The organism is Cellulomonas sp. Y8 (assembly GCF_008033115.1).
Classification (GTDB): Bacteria; Actinomycetota; Actinomycetes; order Actinomycetales; family Cellulomonadaceae; genus Cellulomonas.
The window spans coordinates 4,262,993-4,280,908 of sequence record NZ_CP041203.1; the positions used below are offsets into that span (position 1 = coordinate 4,262,993).

At 75.5% G+C, this 17,916-nt stretch carries 18 protein-coding genes; 17 read left to right on the plus strand and 1 reads right to left on the minus strand.

Annotation, left to right across the window (positions count from 1 at the left end; translation table 11 throughout):
• The first annotated feature begins 16 nt into the window (after positions 1–16).
• The 6 genes from FKM96_RS19275 (at position 17) to FKM96_RS19295 (ending at position 4,063) form a co-directional block, all read left to right on the plus strand.
• A complete protein-coding gene (locus tag FKM96_RS19275; RefSeq protein WP_246855085.1) occupies positions 17–715 on the plus strand; it encodes an NmrA family NAD(P)-binding protein in 699 nt (232 codons plus the stop codon).
• Positions 716–889 (plus strand): hypothetical protein, encoded by a 174-nt coding sequence (locus FKM96_RS21740; RefSeq protein WP_246855086.1) that lies wholly within the window; start codon positions 716–718, stop codon positions 887–889. It abuts the gene before it with no gap.
• Positions 889–1,374 carry an anthrone oxygenase family protein gene (locus tag FKM96_RS19280; protein WP_147796606.1) on the plus strand — a complete coding sequence of 162 codons (486 nt, stop codon included), beginning with the start codon at positions 889–891 and terminating at the stop codon, positions 1,372–1,374. The genes FKM96_RS21740 and FKM96_RS19280 overlap by 1 nt, the downstream gene beginning before the upstream one ends.
• Before the next feature lie 30 nt (positions 1,375–1,404).
• Entirely contained in the window at positions 1,405–2,259 is an 855-nt protein-coding gene (locus tag FKM96_RS22375) for a DinB family protein (RefSeq protein WP_147796607.1), read from the plus strand.
• A gap of 85 nt (positions 2,260–2,344) precedes the next feature.
• Positions 2,345–3,025 (plus strand): HAD family phosphatase, encoded by a 681-nt coding sequence (locus FKM96_RS19290; protein WP_246855087.1) that lies wholly within the window; start codon positions 2,345–2,347, stop codon positions 3,023–3,025.
• 96 nt (positions 3,026–3,121) lie between these two features.
• Positions 3,122–4,063 (plus strand): arginase family protein, encoded by a 942-nt coding sequence (locus tag FKM96_RS19295; protein ID WP_147796608.1) that lies wholly within the window; start codon positions 3,122–3,124, stop codon positions 4,061–4,063.
• Positions 4,064–4,121: 58 nt separating this feature from the next.
• On the opposite strand, the gene FKM96_RS19300 is transcribed toward FKM96_RS19295, so the two are convergent.
• A complete protein-coding gene (locus FKM96_RS19300) occupies positions 4,122–5,003 on the minus strand; it encodes a RecB family exonuclease (protein ID WP_246855417.1) in 882 nt (293 codons plus the stop codon).
• 147 nt (positions 5,004–5,150) lie between these two features.
• On the opposite strand from FKM96_RS19300, the gene FKM96_RS19305 reads away from it, so the two are divergent.
• From FKM96_RS19305 to pafA, 11 genes are all read left to right on the plus strand, one after another.
• Complete coding sequence (locus FKM96_RS19305) at positions 5,151–6,266, plus strand: site-2 protease family protein (protein WP_147796609.1); 1,116 nt, start codon at positions 5,151–5,153, stop codon at positions 6,264–6,266.
• A gap of 11 nt (positions 6,267–6,277) precedes the next feature.
• Positions 6,278–7,351: a tRNA (adenine-N1)-methyltransferase gene (locus FKM96_RS19310; protein ID WP_147796610.1), complete on the plus strand. Its 1,074-nt coding sequence runs from the start codon at positions 6,278–6,280 to the stop codon at positions 7,349–7,351.
• A 112-nt stretch (positions 7,352–7,463) separates the two neighbouring features.
• Positions 7,464–9,092 carry a proteasome ATPase gene (gene arc, locus FKM96_RS19315; protein WP_147796611.1) on the plus strand — a complete coding sequence of 543 codons (1,629 nt, stop codon included), beginning with the start codon at positions 7,464–7,466 and terminating at the stop codon, positions 9,090–9,092.
• Positions 9,093–9,233: 141 nt separating this feature from the next.
• The gene (locus tag FKM96_RS19320; protein WP_147796612.1) at positions 9,234–9,920 is read left to right on the plus strand and encodes a DUF4956 domain-containing protein; all 687 of its coding nucleotides are present in this window, start codon (positions 9,234–9,236) and stop codon (positions 9,918–9,920) included.
• Entirely contained in the window at positions 9,917–10,783 is an 867-nt protein-coding gene (locus FKM96_RS19325) for a polyphosphate polymerase domain-containing protein (RefSeq protein WP_147796613.1), read from the plus strand. The genes FKM96_RS19320 and FKM96_RS19325 overlap by 4 nt, the downstream gene beginning before the upstream one ends.
• Before the next feature lie 101 nt (positions 10,784–10,884).
• Positions 10,885–12,750: a carbohydrate-binding domain-containing protein gene (locus tag FKM96_RS19330; RefSeq protein ID WP_210417312.1), complete on the plus strand. Its 1,866-nt coding sequence runs from the start codon at positions 10,885–10,887 to the stop codon at positions 12,748–12,750.
• 116 nt (positions 12,751–12,866) lie between these two features.
• Positions 12,867–14,522: a depupylase/deamidase Dop gene (gene dop, locus FKM96_RS19335; RefSeq protein ID WP_147796614.1), complete on the plus strand. Its 1,656-nt coding sequence runs from the start codon at positions 12,867–12,869 to the stop codon at positions 14,520–14,522.
• A 134-nt stretch (positions 14,523–14,656) separates the two neighbouring features.
• Positions 14,657–14,851, plus strand: coding sequence for a ubiquitin-like protein Pup (locus FKM96_RS19340; protein WP_147796615.1), 195 nt, complete (start codon positions 14,657–14,659; stop codon positions 14,849–14,851).
• Positions 14,852–14,854: 3 nt separating this feature from the next.
• Positions 14,855–15,721, plus strand: coding sequence for a proteasome subunit beta (gene prcB, locus FKM96_RS19345; RefSeq protein WP_371300455.1), 867 nt, complete (start codon positions 14,855–14,857; stop codon positions 15,719–15,721).
• Positions 15,718–16,443 (plus strand): proteasome subunit alpha, encoded by a 726-nt coding sequence (gene prcA / locus FKM96_RS19350; RefSeq protein ID WP_147796616.1) that lies wholly within the window; start codon positions 15,718–15,720, stop codon positions 16,441–16,443. The genes prcB and prcA overlap by 4 nt, the downstream gene beginning before the upstream one ends.
• An 11-nt stretch (positions 16,444–16,454) precedes the next feature.
• Positions 16,455–17,816: a Pup--protein ligase gene (gene pafA / locus FKM96_RS19355; protein ID WP_147796617.1), complete on the plus strand. Its 1,362-nt coding sequence runs from the start codon at positions 16,455–16,457 to the stop codon at positions 17,814–17,816.
• Positions 17,817–17,916 lie beyond the last annotated feature (100 nt).

Sequence of the window (17,916 nt, forward strand, 5' to 3'; positions counted from 1 at the left end):
CCCGCAGGAGGCCGTCATGCACGTCGTCACCGGAGCCACGGGCCGCGTCGGCGGCGCGACCGCCGTCGCCCTGCTCGCCGCCGGCGTTCGCGTCCGGGTCGTCGTCCGCGATCCCGCGCGCGGTGAGCCGTGGGCGGTCCGCGGCGCCGAGGTCGCCGTCGCGGACCTGCGCGACCGCGATGCGCTCCGCCCGGCGCTGACCGGTGCCGACGGGGCGTTCGTGCTCTCACCGTTCGACCTCGCGGCCGTCGACCCCCTCGCGCACGCCGAGGAGGTCGCGACGTCTGTCGCCGGTGCCGCCGCGGACGCAGGCGTCCCGCACGTCGTCGCCCTGTCCTCCGGTGGGGCCGATCTGCCCGCGGGGACGGGGCCGGTGATCGGGCTCCACCGGCTCGAGGAGGCGCTGCGCGGCACGGGGGCCGTCGTCACCGCCCTGCGCGCGTGCCACTTCCAGGAGAGGGTCGCCGACGTCCTCGCCGTCGCCCGTGAGCAGGGCGTGCTGCCGGTGCTCGCCGGCTCCGCGGACGACGCCCGGCCGCAGGTCGCGACCCGGGACGTCGGCGCGATCGCGGCGCGCGCCCTGCTCGCGCGCCCCGAGCGCTCGGAGGCCGTCGACGTCCTCGGCCCGGTCGTCTCCGAGCGCGAGGTCGCCGACGTCCTGGCGCGCGTCATCGGCCGCCCGGTCGAGCCCGTCGTCGTGCCGGAGGCGGCGTGAGTGGCCACGCTGGCCCACGCGGGCCTGCCGGCCCCGGCCGCGGAGCTGGTGGCCGAGCTGTACCGCGCGGACGAGCGCGGTCTGCTCGCGCCGCGGGGGGACCGGGTCGCCCGCGGCCGGACGCCGCTGCGGGACACGGTGGCCGCGCTGGCGGGCACGACGGCGGTGGCCTGATGCCGGGCTGGCTCCCGGGCGCCGTGCTCGGCGGCGCGGCCCTGGCGTCCGGGCTGCTCGCGGGCCTGCTGTGGGGCTTCGCCTGCGCCGTCGTCCCCGGCATGCGGCGCGCGGGACCGGACGCGTCGGTCGCGGTCTTCCGCGGGGTGAACGCCGTCATCGTCCGGCCGGTGTTCCTCCTCGCGCTCCTGGGTGCCCCGCTGCTCGCCGGGGTCGGCCTGGTGCTCGTCGTGGCGGACGCGCGTGCCGCCGTCCCGTGCGCCGCCGCGGGACTGGCGGGACTGCTGGCGACGCTCGCGATCACCGTCGCCGTGAACGTGCCGATCAACGAGCGGCTCGCCCGGGCGGCTCTCGGGACCGCGGGAGCACGCGCGGCCGCGTGGGCGCTGGTGGACGGCCCCTGGCACCGGGCGAACCGGGTGCGCACGGCGACCGCGACGGCGGGAGCGGTCCTGCTCCTGGTGGCGACGCAGGTCGCCGCCTGACGCCGGGACCCGCGCGACTACGGTGGCCGCATGGGCGGACGGATCACGGCGGAGGAGTTCCGGGCGGCCGACGGCGTCGCGGACTGGCGGGTCGGAGCGGACGGCGTGCACGCGCGGTTCCGCACCGGGTCGTTCGCGGCGGGCGTCGAGCTGGTCGACGCGATCGGCGAGCTCGCCGACGCGGCCGACCACCACCCGGACGTCGACCTGCGGTACCCCGCCGTCGCGGTGCACCTCGTCTCGCACGACGTGGCCGGGCTGACGAACCGGGACCTCGACCTCGCCCGGCGGATCTCCGCCGCGGCCCGCGAGCTCGACGTCCCAGCCGAACCGGTCGCGGACCTCGCGCCGGTGGTCGACGGGGAGGGCCGCACCGAGCCCGTCCCGGACGGCGACGAGGTGCAGACCCTGCTCGGCTTCCTCGACTTCCACCGCGCGACCCTGGAGTGGAAGACCCGCGGGCTCGACGCCGCCGGGCTCGCCGCCACCGTGGGCGCCTCCTCGATGACTCTCGGCGGCCTGCTGAAGCACCTCGCGTACGTCGAGGACGACTGGTTCTCCCGGGCGCTGCACGGGCGTGACCGGGCCGAGCCGTGGGCCTCCGTCGACTGGTCGGCGGACCGCGACTGGGAGTGGCACTCCGCCGCGGAGGACGACCCGGAGGAGCTCCGCGCGCTCTGGCGCGCGGCCGTCGAGCGGTCCCGCGCGGACGTCGCGGCGGCCCTCGCGGCGGGCGGGCTCGGGGCGGCGGCCGCGCGCGCCTGGCCCGACGGCCGCACCCCGCACCTGCGGTGGATCCTCACCCACATGATCGAGGAGTACGCCCGGCACAACGGGCACGCCGATCTGCTGCGCGAGGCCGTCGACGGCGCGGTCGGGGAGTAACGACACCCGCCGTTCACCCCCGTTCACCGACCCCGGGTACCGTCGAGGGCAGCACACCACCCGCACGACCCCGGAGCCGCACGCCGTGAACGACGCCCGACCCGCCCTGCCCGCCGCCGTCCTCTGGGACATGGACGGCACCCTGGTCAACACCGAGCCGCTGTGGATGGCGGCCGAGACCGAGCTGGTCGAGTCCTGGGGCGGCACCTGGACGCACGAGGACGGCCTGACCCTCGTCGGCAACCCGATGAAGGTCTCCGGCCAGATCCTGCAGGACCGGGGCGTCGGGCTGTCCGTCGACGAGATCGTGGACTTCCTCAACAAGCGGGTCGCCGCGGCCGTGGCCGAGGACACCCCGTGGCAGGCGGGCGGCCGTGAGCTGCTCGCCGCGCTGGCCGCCGCCGGCGTCCCGCAGGCGCTGGTGACCTCGTCCTACCTGGAGCTCGCCGAGCCGTTCGCGCGGGTCGCGGGCGTGTTCGCCACCGTCGTCGCCGGCGACGAGGTCGAGCGCCCCAAGCCGGACCCGCAGCCGTACCTGCTCGCGGCCGAGCGGCTGGGCGTCGACATCGCCGACTGCGTGGTCGTCGAGGACTCGCCGACCGGCATCACGTCCGGCGTGGCCGCCGGGGCGCGCGTGCTCGCCGTCGAGGTGTTCCGCGAGCTGCCCGACATCGAGGGCCTGAACAAGACCGGGTCGCTGGCCGACGTGTCGGTCGACGACCTCGCCCGGATCCGCGCCGGCGCGGTGCTGGACCTGCTGGGCTGATCCGGCGGGGCGGCGACGTCCGCACCCGAGGCCACGCGGCTGGTCGACGGGGACCAGGACGGGCCGGCGGCGACCCCCCGGCCCTACGGTCGTGGCATGACGGCGGGCCGCGACCGGCACTGGGGTGTCCTCGGCGTGCCGTCGAGCCGGGCGGCGCACTGGCCCGGACTGGAGAAGGGTCCCGCCGCGCTCCGGGCCGCAGGCCTCGTCGACGCCCTGGCGGCCGCCGGCGCGTCGGTGACCGACCACGGCGACCGGCCGGTCGCGCGGTGGCGCGCGCCGGGCACGCCGCGGCGGGATCCGGCCGGCGCGCGGCTCCCGGCCCCGCACGACGTCGACGGCGTCGCCGAGGTGCTCCGGGGCGCCCGCGACGCGCTCGCCGGGGTGCTGGCCGCGGGGGAGACGCCGCTCGTCCTCGGCGGCGAGTGCACGCTGGCGATTCCCCTCGTCGCCGCGGCCGTGGCAGCGCACGGCGACGTCGGGCTGGTGTACGTCGACGGCGGGCAGGACCTGCAGCTGCCCGCCGACCACCCCGAGGAGCCGATCCTCGACTCGATGGGCGTCGCGCACCTGCTCGGCCTGCCGGGGACGGTCGACGCGCTCGCCGGCCTGGGCCCGCGCCGGCCGCTGCTCGACGCGGACGCGCTGTGCTTCCTGGGCTTCGCCGACGACGACGAGGACGTGCACGACCTCGTGCCGAGCCCGCGGATCCCGGCCGCCGACGTGGCCGCCGACCCCGACGGAGCGGCCGCCCGCGCGCTCGCCGCGGTCACCGGGCGGGGTGGTCGTCCGTTCGTGGTGCACGTGGACGTCGACGTCCTCGACGCGCTGCTGCTGCCCGGCGCCGACGTCCCGCAGTACGGCCGGGGGCTCACGCTCGACGTGCTCGTCGCGGTGCTGGAGCCACTCGTGGCGGACCCGCTGCTCGCCGGGGTGACGCTCGTCGAGCACAACCCGGACCACGATCCCGACGGCCTCTCCGCGCGCCGGCTGGTCGCGGTGCTCGCGCCGGTGCTGGCCGCGCGCCGGCAGCCCTAGCGCCGCGCCAGGGTCCCCCGGGCACCGCGTCGACGGACCCGCGCGCGCCCGACGGCGGTCAGGACCCCTGCGCCACCGGCACGACGCCGATCGCCCGCTCCACGGCGCCCTCGGGCACCTCCGGCGGCGTCCCGCCCCAGGCGGGGCACACCGCGCGGTGCGCGCACCAGTCGCACAGCCGGGACTTGCGCGGCCGCCACTCGCCGGTGCGCGCCGCCTCCTCGACCTGCGCCCACAGCGAGCGCAGCCGCAGCTCCAGGGTCTGCATCTCGGCCTCGGACGGCGCGTGCCGGAGGATCTGCCCGTCGCCGAGGTAGACGAGCTGGAGCAGCTTGGGGAGCACGCCGCGCTCGCGCCACAGCACGTAGGCGTAGAACCGCATCTGGAACAGCGCCGAGCCCTCGAAGCCGGGGTTCGGCGACTTCCCGGTCTTGTAGTCGACCACCCGCAGCGCGCCGTCGGGCGCGACGTCGATCCGGTCGACGATGCCGCGCAGCTGCGGGCCGTCCTCCATGAGCGTCCGCACCGCGAGCTCCCGGTCGCCGGGCTGCAGCCGGTTCGGGTCCTCCAGCGTGAAGTAGGTGTCCAGCAGCAGGCGCGCGCTGCCGAGCCAGGCCTCGCGCTCCTCGTCGGTGGCGAACATCGTCACCACCTCGGGCGACCGCTCCAGCAGCGCGTCCCACGCGGCCGGCACCAGCAGGTGCGCGGCAGCGGGGGTGCGCTCGCCGAGCGGGAGGTCGTACAGCCGCTCCAGGACCGTGTGCACGAGCGTGCCGCGGGCGGCGGCGAGGCTCGGCGGCTCCGGGAGCCGGTCGACCACCCGGAACCGGAACAGCAGCGGGCACTGCTGGAAGTCGTTGGCGCGCGACGGCGACAGGCCCGGGACCCGCGGCTCGGGCGCGGCCTCGACGTCGCCGGCGTCGGCGCCGTCGGCGGACACGGGGGCGAGCAGCTGCGGGTCGGTGGTCGTCACGGTGACGAGCCTAGGCGCCACCACCGACACGCCCGGCGCCCCGCGCCGCGCACCCCCGGACGCCCGTGGACGCGCCGGTGCGGGTCGCACGGCCCGGCCACGTAGCCTTCCCCCGTGGCAGAGAGAACGCGGGGCTGGGTCGTCGGGCGCGTGGCGGGGACGCCGGTCGTCCTGAGCCCGAGCAGCCTGCTCGTGGTGGCGGTCATCGCCCTGGTGTTCGCCCCCTCCGTCCGGTACCGCGCGCCGGGCCTCGGCACCGGGTCGACCTACGTGGTGGCGCTCGTCGTCGGGCTGCTCCTCCTGCTGTCCGTCCTCGTCCACGAGCTCGCCCACGGCCTGACCGCCCGCGCCCGCGGCCTCCAGGTCCGCGAGTACGCCCTGACCCTGATCGGCGGCCACACCGCGTTCCACGGGCGGATCACGCCGTTCACCGAGGGGCTGGTCGCGGTCGTCGGCCCGATCGCGAACCTGGTGCTCGCCGGGGTCTTCTGGCTCGTCGCCGGCGTCGCGGACCCGTTCGGCCTCGCCGCGCTCGTGCTGTACGCCGCCGCGTACAGCAACGCCTTCGTCGGGCTGTTCAACCTCGTGCCCGGCCTGCCCCTCGACGGCGGCATGGTGCTCGAGTCGATCGTGTGGGGCGCGACGGGGGACCGGCGGCGCGGTGCGCTCGTCGCGGGCTGGGTCGGCCGGGTGTTCGCTGTGGGCTTCGCCGCCTGGGTGATCCTGCTGCCGATGGTGCGCGGCGGCAGCCCCGACCTGTGGGCCGTCGCCTGGGCGGCTCTCGTGGGCGCATTCCTGTGGTCGGGCGCCTCGGCGGCGATCCAGGGCGCCCGCGCCGGGCGGGCCGTCGACGCCGTGCACGTCGGCTCCGTCGGCACCCGCGCCGTCGGCGTCCCGGCGACCGCGGTGCTGGCCCAGGCCGACGCCGCCCGCGGGCAGACCGGTGCCGACGCCGTCGTGCTGCTCGCCCCCGACGGCCGCCCCGCGGCGTACGTCGACCCCCAGGCGGCCAACGCCGTCCCCGCCGCCGACCGGGCGCACGTCCCGCTCACCGCCGTCGCCGTCACGCTGCCCGCGGGGGCGGTCGTCGACGCCGCGCTGCGCGGGCCCGAGCTCGTCCAGGCGGTCGCCGCGGTGTCCCGGTTCTCGCCCGTCGCGGCCGCCGTCCGGGACGGCCAGGTGGTCGCGCTCGTGCGCAGCGCGGACGTGGCGGCGGCGCTCCGCCCCTAGGATCGACCCCCGTGACCGAGCAGACCCCCGCGCCCGAGCCCGCCGCCGCCCCCACGCCGACGGGCGCCGACCAGCGCCGCGGCCTGCTCCGGGTGGGGGAGCGCGTCCAGCTGACCGACCCGCGCGGCCGTCTGCACACGATCACGCTCGCGCCCGGCGCGACGTTCCACACGCACAAGGGCTACTTCCGGCACGAGGAGCTCATCGGCGCGCCCGAGGGCACGACCGTGACGAGCAGCGGTGGCGTCGAGTACCTCGCGCTGCGCCCGCTGCTCAGCGACTACACCCTGTCCATGCCGCGCGGCGCGGCCGTCGTCTACCCGAAGGACGCCGGTCAGATCGTCGCCATGGCGGACATCTACCCGGGCGCCCGCGTCGTCGAGGCCGGCGTCGGCTCCGGCGCGCTCACGATGTCCCTGCTGCGCGCGGTCGGCGACGGCGGCCGGCTGCACTCCATCGAGCGGCGCGAGGACTTCGCCGCGATCGCCCGCGGCAACGTGGAGACCTTCTTCGGCGGCCCGCACCCCGCGTGGCGGCTGTCCGTCGGCGACCTGTCCGACGTGCTGCCCCTCGCCGAGGCGCCGGGGGAGGTCGACCGCGTCGTCCTCGACATGCTGGCGCCCTGGGAGAACCTCGACGCCGTCGCCACCGCCCTCGCCCCGGGCGGTGTGCTCATCGCCTACGTCGCCACCGCGACCCAGCTCTCCCGGCTCGCCGAGGACGTGCGCGCCGACGGCCGGTACACCGAGCCGCAGGCGTGGGAGTCGATGGTCCGCGGCTGGCACCTCGAGGGCCTGGCCGTCCGCCCGCAGCACCGGATGATCGGCCACACCGGCTTCCTGCTCACCACCCGCCGGCTCGCCGACGGCGTCCTGCCGCCGCTGCGCAAGCGCCGCCCCGCCAAGGGCTCCCAGCCGGGCGAGGCCGCGCTCGTCGACGAGGTCGGCGACGTCGTGACCAGCAGGTCCTTCCAGGAGGTGCCCGACGCCGAGTGGACCCCCGAGGCCCTCGGCGAGCGCGCCGTCTCCGACAAGAAGGTGCGCAAGGTCCGCCGCGACGTCGGCCAGGCACCCGAGGCCGACTGACCCGGCACCGCCGCGGCGGGGCGTCCCGGCTGCGATTGACACGTGTGGTTAGGGTCTCCCCACGACAGCCCCACAGCGCCGTGAGGTCGACCCGCGATCGGAGGTACCGGCGATGACGGAACCGACAGCCCGCGACCTGCAGCGCGAGCTCGCGCTCCTGGCCGCCAAGAACGAGCGGATGTCCGACGCGCTCGTGGCGGCGCGCGACCAGATCATCGAGCTCAAGCGGCAGATCGACGACCTCGCGAAGCCCCCGGGCACGTTCGCGACGTTCCTCGCCGCGCGCGAGGACGGCACCGTCGACGTGGTGTCCGCGGGCCGCAAGATGCACGTCGGCGCCAGCCCCGCCATCGACGTCCACCGGCTGCGGCCGGGCCAGGAGGTCATGCTCAACGAGGCGCTCACCGTCGTCGAGGCCGGCGGCTACGAGCAGGTCGGCGAGCTCGTCACGGTCAAGGAGCTCATCGGGCGCGAGCGCGCGCTCGTCGTCGGGCGCGGCGACGAGGAGCGCGTCGTGCGCCTCGCCGGCCAGGTGCTGGACGGCTCCGTCCGCGTGGGCGACGCCCTCACCGTCGAGGCCCGCAGCGGCTTCGTGTTCGAGCGCGTCCCGCGGGCCGAGGTCGAGGACCTCGTGCTCGAGGAGGTCCCGGACATCGACTACGCCGACATCGGCGGCCTCGGCCCGCAGATCGAGCAGATCCGCGACGCCGTCGAGCTGCCCTTCCTGCACCCGGACCTGTTCCGCGAGCACGGCCTCAAGCCGCCGAAGGGCGTCCTGCTCTACGGGCCGCCCGGGTGCGGCAAGACCCTCATCGCCAAGGCCGTCGCGCACTCGCTCGCCGCGACGTCCGCCCGCGCCCGCGGCGAGGAGGTCACCGAGGCCAAGTCGTACTTCCTCAACGTCAAGGGCCCCGAGCTGCTCAACAAGTACGTCGGCGAGACCGAGCGGCACATCCGGCTGATCTTCTCCCGGGCGCGGGAGAAGGCCTCGCAGGGGCACCCCGTCGTGGTGTTCTTCGACGAGATGGAGTCGCTGTTCCGCACCCGCGGCACCGGCGTGTCCAGCGACGTCGAGACCACGATCGTCCCGCAGCTCCTCGCCGAGATCGACGGCGTCGAGCGCCTGGAGAACGTCATCGTCATCGGCGCCTCCAACCGTGAGGACATGATCGACCCGGCCATCCTGCGGCCCGGCCGCCTCGACGTGAAGATCAAGATCGAGCGCCCCGACGCCGAGGGTGCGCGCGAGATCTTCGCCAAGTACCTCACCCCGGACCTGCCGATCCACGCCGACGACCTCGCGGAGCACCACGGCTCCACCGCCGCGGCCGTCGACGCGATGATCGCCCGGGCCGTCGAGCGGATGTACTCCGAGAACGAGGAGAACCGGTTCCTCGAGGTCACCTACGCGAGCGGCGACAAGGAGGTCCTGTACTTCAAGGACTTCAACTCCGGCGCGATGATCCAGAACGTCGTCGACCGCGCGAAGAAGTCGGCGATCAAGGACCTCCTCGCGACCGGCCAGCGCGGGCTCCGCGTCGAGCACGTGCTCACCGCGTGCGTCGACGAGTTCAAGGAGAACGAGGACCTGCCGAACACCACCAACCCCGACGACTGGGCGCGCATCTCCGGCAAGAAGGGGGAGCGCATCGTGTTCATCCGCACGATCGTCCAGGACAAGAAGGGCGAGGAGGCCTCGCGCCGCATCGAGAACGTGCAGAGCACGGGGCAGTACCTGTAGCGGTCCGCGTCCACGCGCCGACCGGGGCCCGCCGTCGACTCAGACGGCGGGCCTTGCTCGTGCACAGGGACCCCACAGCACCGCGCGGCTTGATGGATGCACCCGGTTCACCGGGCGTTCATCCCGACCCGCGAGGTGCCCATGCCTGCCGCCGTCCTGTTCGCCGCCGATCTCGTCGCGATCGCCGTCCTGACCTTCGCCCTGTACTTCCCCCGGCACCGCCGGCGCGACCTCGTCGTCGCGTTCCTCGGCGTCAACGTCGGCGTCCTCGCCGTCGCCGGCGCCCTGTCGACGAGCACCGTCGGCGCGGGGCTCGGGCTCGGCCTGTTCGGCGTCCTGTCGATCATCCGGCTGCGGTCCTCCGAGATCGACCAGCGCGAGGTCGCGTACTACTTCGCGGCCCTGGCGCTCGGGCTGATCGGCGGGCTCGGCTCGTCCCTCGGGACGCTGGCGCTCGTGCTCATGGCGATGGTCCTGGTCGCCCTCTACGTCGGCGACCACCCCCGGCTGCTGCGCGGGTACCGGCAGCAGGTCGTCGTCGTCGACCGGGCGTTCGGCGACCACGCCGCCCTCGTCGCGCACCTCGAGCAGCTGCTCGGCGCGGAGGTGCACGGCGCGACCGTCCAGCGGCTCGACCTCGTCGACGACACCACCGTCGTGGACGTGCGGTACGCCGCGCTGCCCACCGGTGCGCAGGGCGGGACGGGCCCGCGGGCCCGGACGGGGGCGACGCCGTCCGAGCGCCGCGGGGGCGCTGCGCCCGCGCGCTCCGCGCCCGCCGACGACCCGGCGCGGGCCGGGGCGGCGCTGTCCGGGGCCGCACGATGACCGGCACCGGGCCCGAGGTCGCGGACGAAGCCGTGCCCGCCCTGGACGCGTCACGGGTCCCGCGCACCGCGGCCGGCGTCCTGCCCGGCGTCACCACCTTGGACCTCGCCGGCCTCTCGCACCTCCCCGCGATCGACCTCGACGAGCTCCAGGCCACCGCCGCGCTCCAGACGCGGGTCGACCGCAAGTACGTCCTCCCGCTCGCCGCCCTGCCCACGCTCGTCGCCGCCCTGCCGGCCAGCACCCGCCGGCTCGTCATCGCCGGGCGGGACGACTTCGGGTACGAGTCGGTGTACTTCGACACCCCGGACCTCGACGCGTTCCACCTCGCCGCGGGCCGCCGGCGCCGCCGGTACAAGGTCCGCACCCGCACCTACACCGACACCGGCGGCTGCTGGCTCGAGGTCAAGACCCGCGGGCCCCGCGGCACCACCGTCAAGGACCGCCGCGAGCACGACGTCCGCGCCCGCGACGACGTCGGCGACGCGCTCGGCTTCGTCGTCGGCACCCTGCGCGCCCACGGCGTCGACCTGCCGCCCGCCGGGGACGGCGCCGAGCCGCTGCTCGCGCCGACCCTCACCACGCAGTACCGGCGCCGGACCCTGCACCTCCCGGACGGCGCCCGGCTGACCGTCGACACGGGGCTGGCGTGGCTGGGCGCCCGGTCCGTCGCGGCCGTCCCCGGGCACGCCGTCGTCGAGACCAAGAGCGTCGCCGGGGCGTCCGCCGCCGACCGCGCCCTGTGGGCCCTCGGCCACCGGCCCAGCCGCATCTCCAAGTACGCCACCGGGCTGGTCGTCCTCGACCCCGCCCTCGGCGGCCGGCCGTGGCGACGCACCCTGCGCCGCACGCTCGCCGCCTGACCCGCCTGACCCGCCTGACCCGCCGGGTCGGCCCCGCGCGGGGCCGACCCTCGCGACCCACGACCACCACCACGACCCCGATCCCCACCCAGGAGCCCACCGTGCGCCGACCCCGCCACGTGATCACCGCCCTCGCAGCCCCCGCCGTCCTGCTCAGCCTGCTGCTCACCGGCTGCACCGCCGACGCCGTGGCCGGCACGGGCTCCGGCTCGTCCGAGGCCGCCGGCACGACCAGCACCACCGTCACCGACGTCGCCGCGGGGGCCACCGCAGAGGAGGTGCTCGCCGCGAACGCGGACGTGCACGAGATCGCGGACGCCGGCACCGCCACCGGCACGATCACGCTCGACGGCGGCACCGCCACGTCCGACGCCGAGGGCGTCACGGTCGACGGGTCCGTCGTCACGATCACCGCCGGCGGCACCTACACGGTCACCGGCACCCTCGACGACGGCCAGGTCGTCGTCGACGCCGGCGACGCCGTCGTGCACCTCGTGCTGGACGGCGCGGACCTCACCTCGTCCACCGGCAGCCCGCTCGTGATCAGCAGCGCGGGCTCCGCGGTGGTCGAGCTGGCCGACGGCTCCAGCAACGCGCTGACCGACGCCGCGACCTACGCCGACGCCGATGCCGAGGACGCGCCGAACGCCGCCCTCTTCAGCACCGCGGACCTCACGATCACCGGGGGCGGCGCGCTCACCGTCACCGGCAACGCGAACGACGGCATCGCGTCGAAGGACGGCCTGGTGATCGAGTCCGGGCGGATCACCGTCGACGCCGTGGACGACGGCATCCGCGGCAAGGACTACCTCGTCGTCTCCGGCGGCACCCTCGACGTCACCGCGGGGGGCGACGGCCTGAAGTCGGACGACGACAGCGACGCGTCCGAGGGGTTCGTCGTCCTCTCCGGCGGCGACCTGACCGTCGCGGCCGACGGCGACGGCGTCGACGCCGAGACCGATGTCGTGGTCACCGGCGGCACCCTCGACGTCACCGCGGGCGGCGGCAGCGGCACCGAGCCGACCGACGACACCTCCACCAAGGGCGTCAAGGGCTCGGCGAGCGTCGTCGTCGGCGGCGGCACGGTCACCGTCGACTCCTCGGACGACGCCGTGCACTCCAACGGCATCGTGTCGATCACCGACGGGGACCTGACCCTGTCCAGCGGCGACGACGGCGTGCACGCCGACGCGGCCCTCGACGTCACCGGCGGCTCGGTCGACGTGCGCACCTCGTACGAGGGCCTGGAGGCCGAGGCGATCACCCTCGCCGGCGGGGACATCACCGTCGTGGCCTCGGACGACGGGATCAACGCCGCGAGCAGCGCCACGGGCTCCACCGAGGACGCCCAGGGCGACTGGGCCGGACCCGGCGGCGAGTCCGCGGGGACCGCCAGCCTCACGATCACCGGCGGCACCGTCGCGGTCGACGCGGGTGGCGACGGCCTGGACGCCAACGGCACCCTCACGATGTCCGGCGGCACCGTCGTCGTGAACGGGCCGACGAACGACGGCAACGGCGCGATCGACGCCGACAGCACCCCGTCCGTCACCGGCGGCACCCTCGTCGCCGCGGGCTCCTCCGGCATGGCCATGGCGCCGGGCACCGACGGGCAGGGCTGGGTGTCCGCGACGTTCGACAGCGCGCAGGCCGCGGGCACCACCCTCGCGGTGGTCGACGCCGACGGCACCGTCGTCGCGACCTTCACGCCGACGAAGCCGATCATCTCGCTCGTCGTCTCGGCCGCCGGCCTCACGGCGGGGGAGCAGTACACCGTCGTCTCGGGTGCCACCGCGACCGGCGACGCGGTCGACGGCTACACCGCGTCGGGCGACGCCGCGGCTGCGACCGAGGTGCTCACCGTCACCGCGGGCGAGCACACGGCCGGGATGGGCGGCGGCGGCCAGCCGGGTGGCGGGCAGGGCGCCGGCGGCCAGAGCGGCGGCCGGCCGGGCGGCAACGGCTGACCCGACCGGAGCCGCGGGTGGATCCCTCCGCACGGACACGCCCGGGCGTGGGGGTGCGGAGGGATCCACCCGCGCGCGGCGTCGCCGACCACCGGCCCCGACATAGGGTGGGCCGCGTGACCGTGCGCCGCGTGATGGGGATCGAGACCGAGTACGGCGTGCTGCAGCCCGGCCGCCCGACCGCCAACCCGATGCTGCTGTCCAGCCACGTCGTCGCCGTGCACGCCGCGGCCCGCCAGGGCGGTCGCGCCAAGGCCCGGTGGGACTACGACGACGAGGACCCCCTGCAGGACGCCCGCGGCTTCCACCTGCAGCGGGCCGCCGCGCACCCGTCCCTGCTCACCGACGACCCCGCCCGCCCGGCCCCCTCCGGTGACGGTGCCGCACCCGACGGCGCCGCCCCCGGCACCTCGGCCGACGGCCCGCAGGAGGTCGCCCGGTCGCTCGTCGAGGAGTACGAGGACCCGGGCGCGGCCAACGTCATCCTCACCAACGGCGCCCGGCTGTACGTCGACCACGCGCACCCCGAGTACTCCTCGCCCGAGGTCACCAACCCCCTGGACGCCGTCCGGTGGGACCGCGCGGGGGAGCTCGTCATGCTCGCCTCCGTCCGCGCGCTGGCGTCCACCCCGGCCCTGCCCGACGTCGCGCTGTACAAGAACAACGTCGACGGCAAGGGCGCCACCTACGGCACCCACGAGAACTTCCTCGTCGAACGGTCCGTCCCCTTCGTCGACCTGGCCGCGCGGCTCACCCCGTTCCTCGTCACCCGGCAGGTCTTCACCGGCGCCGGCCGCGTCGGCATCGGCCAGCGCGGCGAGGAGGCCGGCTTCCAGCTCTCCCAGCGCGCCGACTACATGGAGGCGGAGGTCGGCCTCGAGACCACCCTGCGCCGCCCCATCGTCAACACCCGCGACGAGCCGCACGCCGACCCCGACAAGTGGCGGCGGCTGCACGTCATCATCGGCGACGCCAACCAGCTCGAGGTCCCGACCTACCTCAAGCTCGGCACGACCTCCCTCGTCCTGTGGCTGATCGAGCGCATCGCCGACGGCTCCGCCGCCGACCTCGGCCGCACCCTCGACCGCCTCGCCCTGGCCGACCCCGTGGGCTCCGTCCACGCCGTCAGCCACGACCTCACCCTGACCCGGAGGCTGCACCTCGCCGACGGTCGGCTGCTCACCGCGATCGAGGTCCAGCAGGAGTACCTGGCCGCCGTGCGGACCGCCCTCGGTCGCGCCGCCGTCGGCGGCGACGGCCCCGACGCGCAGACCGCCGACGTCCTCGCCCGGTGGGGCTCCCTGCTCGACCGGCTCGCCACCGACCCGGCGTCGTGCGCCCGCGAGGTCGAGTGGCTCGCCAAGATGCGGCTCCTCGAGGGCCTGCGCCGCCGCGACCACCTCGACTGGGACCACCCGCGCCTCGCCGCCGTCGACCTCCAGTGGTCCGACGTGCGCCCCGAGCGCGGGCTCTACCACCGGCTCGTCGACGCCGGCGCCGTCGAGCGCCTCGTCACCGACGAGGCCGTGCGCGCCGCCGTCACCGCCCCGCCCGAGGACACCCGCGCGTACTTCCGCGGCCGCACCATCGCCCGGTTCGGCGCCCACGTCTCCGCGGCCAGCTGGGACTCCGTCGTCTTCGACGTCCCCGGCGCGCCCACCCTCCAGCGCGTGCCCATGCGGGACCCGCTGCGCGGCACACGGGCCCACGTCGAGACCCTGCTCGAGACCTCCCCGGACGTCGCGAGCCTCCTGGCGGCCCTCGGTTCCTGACCTGCCGCGGCGCGCGGCGCCGCGACGCGCCCGGCCCCCACGGGAATGCGCGCCGACCAGGGCCTAGGGTGGTGGCACTGCGGGTCGCACGCCCAGCGCGCGCGGCCCGTGCCCGACTACCGCCGGAGGTGCACATGGCTGGTCAGGAGCGCGCTCGGGACCGTCGCGAGGACGACGAGCCGGTCGACGGGCCCGACGTCGAGCAGGTGACCGCCGCCGCGCAGCAGCGCGACGCCGAGGTCGACGCCCTCCTCGAGGAGATCGACGACGTCCTCGAGACCAACGCCGAGCAGTTCGTGCGCGGGTTCGTGCAGAAGGGCGGGCAGTGACGCGTGCCGACGGACCCGCTGATCCCGGCGGGGCGGCTGCCCGGGGCGTTCACCACCCCCGGGTCGTCCTCCTTCGTCGACTTCCTCGCCCAGCACGCCCCGGACCTGCTGCCCGGGCGGCGCACCCCGCTGCCCGTCGGTGACGTGAGCCCCGGCACGAGCGCCCCGCACGCGACCACCATCGTCGCGCTGTCCTTCGCGGGCGGCGTCGTCATGGCCGGCGACCGGCGCGCCACCATGGGCTCGCAGATCGCCTCCCGGGACATCGAGAAGGTGTTCCCCGCCGACGACTACTCCGCCGTCGGCATCGCCGGCACCGCGGGGCTCGCCGTCGAGCTCGTCCGGCTGTTCCAGCTCGAGCTCGAGCACTACGAGAAGATCGAGGGCACCCTGCTCTCCCTCGACGGCAAGGCCAACCGGCTCGCCACCATGATCCGCGGCAACCTCGGCCTCGCCCTGCAGGGCCTCGCCGTCGTCCCGCTGTTCGCCGGCTACGACCTCGACCGGGGCGCCGGGCGGATCTTCTCCTACGACGTCACCGGCGGCCGGTACGAGGAGCACCAGCACCACAGCGTCGGCTCGGGCTCCGTGTTCGCCCGCGGCTCCCTCAAGAAGCTCTGGCGGCCCGGGCTCGACGCCGACGACGCCGTGCGCGTCGCCGTCGAGGCGCTCGTCGACGCCGCCGACGACGACTCCGCCACCGGTGGTCCCGACACGTCCCGGCGGATCTGGCCCGTCGTCGCCACCGTCACCGCCGCCGGCTACCTCCGGGTGCCGCAGGACGACCTCGGCGAGGTGGTGGCCCGCGTCCTGGCCGACCGCGCAGAGCAGCACGCCCGCGCCCGGGCAGAGGAGGAGCCGACGCGATGAGCATGCCGTTCTACGTCTCGCCCGAGCAGCTGATGAAGGACCGGGCCGACTACGCGCGCAAGGGCATCGCCCGCGGCCGCTCCGTCGTCGTCCTGGCCTACGAGGACGGCATCGCCTTCGCCACCGAGAACCCGTCCCGCGCGCTGCACAAGGTCTCCGAGATCTACGACCGCATCGCGTTCGCCGCCGTCGGCAAGTACAACGAGTTCGAGAACCTGCGCGTCGCCGGCGTCCGGTACGCCGACCTGCGCGGCTACTCCTACGACCGGCGCGACGTCAACGCCCGTGGCCTCGCCAACGCGTACGCCCAGACCCTCGGTACCGTCTTCACCACCGAGTCCAAGCCGCTCGAGGTCGAGATCGTCGTCGCCGAGGTCGGCGTCGACGCCGCGACCGACCAGATCTACCGGCTGTCCTACGACGGCTCCGTCGCCGACGAGCGCGGGTTCGTCGTCATGGGCGGGCAGGCCGAGCGCCTGCGCGAGGAGGTCGCCGGCGCCTGGACGCCCGGCATGCCCCTCGCCGCCGTGCTCCAGCTCGCCGTCCGGGTGCTCGGTGCGCCCGCCGACGGGGCCGACGAGGACGACCGCCGCGTCATCCCCGCCGCCCAGCTCGAGGTCGCGGTCCTCGACCGCACGCGCCCGCGCCGCGCGTTCCGGCGCCTGTCCGGCGTGGTCCTCGAGGACCTGCTGGGCTCGGCCGCAGCACCCGACCTGCCCTGAGGAGCCAGCCCATGGACCGACGCATCTTCGGCCTGGAGACCGAGTACGGCGTCACCTGCGCCGCCGAGGACGGCCGCGGTCTGTCCGCCGACGAGGTCGCGCGCTACCTGTTCCGCAAGGTCGTCGCGTGGGGCCGCTCGTCGAACGTCTTCCTGCGCAACGGCTCCCGCCTGTACCTCGACGTCGGCTCCCACCCCGAGTACGCCACCGCCGAGTGCGACGACTGGCGCCAGCTCGTCACCCACGACCGCGCGGGGGAGCGGATCCTCGAGGGCCTCGTCGCCGACGCCCAGCAGCGGCTCGAGCACGAGGGTCTCTCCGGGCGGATCCACCTGTTCAAGAACAACACCGACTCCGCCGGCAACTCCTACGGCTGCCACGAGAACTACCTCGTCCGCCGGCAGGGCGACTTCTCCCGGCTGTCCGACGTCCTCGTGCCCTTCCTCATCACCCGGCAGATCCTCACCGGCGCCGGCAAGGTCCTCGCCACCCCGCGCGGCGCGGTCTTCTGCCTGTCCCAGCGCGCCGACCACATCTGGGAGTCCGTCTCCTCCGCCACCACCCGGTCCCGGCCCATCATCAACACCCGCGACGAGCCGCACGCCGACGCCGAGCACTACCGCCGGCTGCACGTCATCGTCGGCGACTCGTCCATGTCCGAGACGACCACCATGCTCAAGGTCGGCTCCACCGACCTCGTCCTGCGGCTCGTCGAGGCCGGGCTGCCGATGCGCGACCTCACCCTCGAGAACCCCATCCGGGCCATCCGCGAGATCAGCCACGACGTCACCGGCATGCACCCCGTGACCCTAGTGAGCGGGCGCACCGTCACCGCCGTCGACCTCCAGGAGGAGTACCTCGGCCGCGTCCAGGACTGGGTCACCGCGGAGACCGACGCCACCCCCGAGGTCAAGCAGGTGCTCGAGCTCTGGGAGCGGGGCCTGCGCGCCCTGCGCACCGGCGACCTGTCCCTCGTCGAGCGCGAGCTCGACTGGGTCATCAAGTACCGGCTCATCGAGCGGTACCGCGCCAAGCACGGCCTCGACCTGTCCGACGTCCGCGTCGCCCGCATGGACCTCGCGTACCACGACATCTCCCGCACCGAGGGCCTGTACAACCTGCTCGCCCAGCGCGGGCTCGTCGAGCGCGTCACCACCGACGTCGAGGTCTTCGAGGCCACCTCCGTGCCTCCGCAGACCACCCGCGCCAAGCTCCGCGGCGAGTTCGTCCAGGCCGCCCAGGAGGCCCGGCGCGACTACACCGTCGACTGGGTGCACCTCAAGCTCAACGACCAGGCCCAGCGCACCGTCCTGTGCAAAGACCCCTTCCGCAACGTCGACGACCGGGTGGAGCGGCTCATCGAGTCCATGTGACCGCGGCCCCGCCGGGTCTTCACCGGACCCGACCGAGGGGGCGTCCGGAGGGTGGTGCCGGGACCCGTACAGTGGGCGCGCACCTTGCAGGACCCTCGGA

Bases quoted from the DNA above. Each gene is read 5' to 3' on its own strand.
- FKM96_RS19275 (WP_246855085.1), top strand. From the start codon at position 17: ATGCACGTCGTCACCGGAGCCACGGGCCGCGTCGGCGGCGCGACCGCC.
- FKM96_RS19280 (WP_147796606.1), top strand. From the start codon at position 889: ATGCCGGGCTGGCTCCCGGGCGCCGTGCTCGGCGGCGCGGCCCTGGCG.
- FKM96_RS22375 (WP_147796607.1), top strand. From the start codon at position 1,405: ATGGGCGGACGGATCACGGCGGAGGAGTTCCGGGCGGCCGACGGCGTC.
- FKM96_RS19295 (WP_147796608.1), top strand. From the start codon at position 3,122: ATGACGGCGGGCCGCGACCGGCACTGGGGTGTCCTCGGCGTGCCGTCG.
- arc (WP_147796611.1), top strand. From the start codon at position 7,464: ATGACGGAACCGACAGCCCGCGACCTGCAGCGCGAGCTCGCGCTCCTG.
- FKM96_RS19320 (WP_147796612.1), top strand. From the start codon at position 9,234: ATGCCTGCCGCCGTCCTGTTCGCCGCCGATCTCGTCGCGATCGCCGTC.
- FKM96_RS19325 (WP_147796613.1), top strand. From the start codon at position 9,917: ATGACCGGCACCGGGCCCGAGGTCGCGGACGAAGCCGTGCCCGCCCTG.
- FKM96_RS19340 (WP_147796615.1), top strand. From the start codon at position 14,657: ATGGCTGGTCAGGAGCGCGCTCGGGACCGTCGCGAGGACGACGAGCCG.
- prcA (WP_147796616.1), top strand. From the start codon at position 15,718: ATGAGCATGCCGTTCTACGTCTCGCCCGAGCAGCTGATGAAGGACCGG.
- pafA (WP_147796617.1), top strand. From the start codon at position 16,455: ATGGACCGACGCATCTTCGGCCTGGAGACCGAGTACGGCGTCACCTGC.